Origin of the sequence: Schinkia azotoformans LMG 9581, from assembly GCF_000307855.1 — a bacterium.
Taxonomy (GTDB): Bacteria; Bacillota; Bacilli; order Bacillales; family Bacillaceae_J; genus Schinkia; species Schinkia azotoformans.
On record NZ_AJLR01000108.1, the window covers coordinates 1 to 2,466 of the forward strand.

The 2,466-nt window shown below is 30.5% G+C and carries 2 protein-coding genes; one reads left to right on the forward strand and one right to left on the reverse strand.

From position 1 onward, the window contains the following. Nucleotides 1-601 (reverse strand): accessory gene regulator ArgB-like protein (locus BAZO_RS11430; protein WP_039957458.1); only part of this gene is annotated, 601 nt, incomplete at its 3' end. Between the two features lie 319 nt (nt 602-920). Here BAZO_RS11430 and BAZO_RS11435 point away from each other — a divergent pair. Further along, entirely contained in the window at nt 921-1,661 is a 741-nt protein-coding gene (locus tag BAZO_RS11435) for a hypothetical protein (RefSeq protein WP_003331682.1), read from the forward strand. Nucleotides 1,662-2,466 lie beyond the last annotated feature (805 nt).

Sequence of the window (2,466 nt, forward strand, 5' to 3'; positions counted from 1 at the left end):
AAAAATCATACTGTATATATAATTGATTTACTTTTTCAATAATCTTAATCCCAATTGGAGTAAGGGAAGTATATTGCAACATTAATCTAAACAGTGAAGCAAGGATTAATGAAGGTTCCATTTCAAAAAAGAAACCTACTAAAAGAATAAAATACCAAAGTGTTAGGACATGGTAGGAAATGCCATTTTTGCTTTTTATAATCGGATTATTATTATCCTCTTTAGGCAGGCGGCTAATCGAAACCATTCCCAAAATGATGGCTACATGAAGGATAATTAATATATGGTTTATTAGAATATGCGGTGGATTCGCAGCAACCACAGCTAATAATATAAAAAGCCCCAAACTGAATAGCATGCATGAAAGATACGTAGACAAATGATGTCCGCCTGAAACAATTCGTAATGATACAAATGCAAGTACAAGAATAATAGTTTGCGAAGTTATATGTAATGACACGGCAATTGTCAATAAAACGAGCACTTTAATAAAATAACCAATTAGTAGCTCAAACCCATACCGCAAAAAATCCTCTTCCTCAACATAACCGCTTGCAACAGCTAGTTTTCTAGCAAACAACTGAGAAATTCTCGTAATCAACATTTACCACCTTCCAGCAATTATCCAATTTAAATTAGTTCTACATTATTCAACATATTAATCAATAGATTTGGGATAAACTCCATGAAATCGGGGATGAATTCTTGAATTTGCGGGACGAATTTGAAAAATCATTTAATTTTAGAATCTGCATCTGCATTTATCCCGGAAATATGGGGATTTATCCCGACTTTTGATGAGTTTGTCGCAAAAATATTGTAATTATTGGAATATTTTATATGATTGCTGTTGAAAGGAGGCAAGAAAATATTTAATCTTTTAAAAAAATTAATGTATTTTAAATGAGGGGGAAAAAAAGTTGGCTATTAAAAAATTAATAACAATGGTATCTATGATGGCTCTACTGTTAGTTACGTTAGTAAATCCCGGTGAGCCTAGTGCAAAAGTTGAGTCAGTTCAAAAGTCAAATTTCCAAATGATTAATAGTTCAGATACGTATCTTGAATATTCTTTCGATGAAAATGGAGAGTCTTTTAAAATCATAGAAGAATTTGATGATGATTTTAAAGGGGTAAGTAGTGAAATCTATATAAAAAATAGTGAAGGTAATTACGAATTATTCTCTGAACAAAAAAGTACAATTGAAGATAATAATCTTGTAATTGAAACAAAAAAAGACAACAAGATTAACACAGAAAAATTTGAATTTCAAACACCACAAATAAATAGTGAAGAATTAATAAAAATAGATAGTAAGGATGCTCAATTACTGTCAGGTGAAGTAACTATTAATGCAGTAACAGATTGGATCTATTATGATACCTCAAAGTACTCAGATCTTGTAACAAAATTTACAATAGGTGCAATTTCAATTCTTATAGCAAGCAGAATTCCGTGGGCTTTGGCAGCGGATGTAACACGAATAGCTACTTTAGCTTACAATATATTTGCTCCAAATTTGTATTATACTATTCTTTGGTATTATAAATGGGATGGTAGCGTACCTGTTGCAGAAATGAAAATAGCATATGTATATTCGGATAGTCAGAGAACAAACCAATTAGGGAATGCAATCTTAACAACAAAATATATGGATTAATATTAATATGTCAAAAATAAAAATTCCAAGGTGTTTTTTATCTTGGAATTTTTATTTTTGGTAGTATTGGATATAATTAATCCATGAAAATATATAATTGGTTTAAAAAGGGAGTAGATAAACTTGAAAGAAAAAACTATTATAAATATTTTAGGAGCACTTTCTATTATACTCGCTGTTGTTTTTCAACATTTTTCAGCTTATATAATATCGATAATTATTATAATTTCAATATCTATTTATAATATTATTAAAAAACCAACAACTCTAAAAATCATTTTCTATATTTTTCTATATTCTTCATTCTTCTTATTAATTTATTTTCATTTCGTAAGCTAAAAATGGGTTCTTTCCAGCGTTAGTTGAATTTCCGTGATTCGAGAAATAATAATTTCTTCCGTAGAAGTTCAAAACTACTTCTACTATACATGATGCGTTTGATTGTTTTTAACTTATTGATACTCCCTTCTGCTAACCCATTATTATAAGGGAAAATAAATGCATTATTGACCGCATCTATATCATTTTTCAAGCCGTTTAGATAACTATTTAAAACGCTTGTTCGGATGTTAGCGAAGCAACCATTAATCGTGTGTTAAATGAACTAAAAGTACAACAGACCATTGAACCTATAGGGTTGGGTAGAAATGCGAAGTGGAGGAAATTATAGGGGGGAAGTAGTAGCAAAAAAAGCGGGACTTTCGATGGAAGGAGACCTTATTAATACTAACACAACTCAAGGTACAGGGGTGGCGGACAATATTGAAAAGAGGTCAACTACGACCAAACAGAAATTTTTTACTGG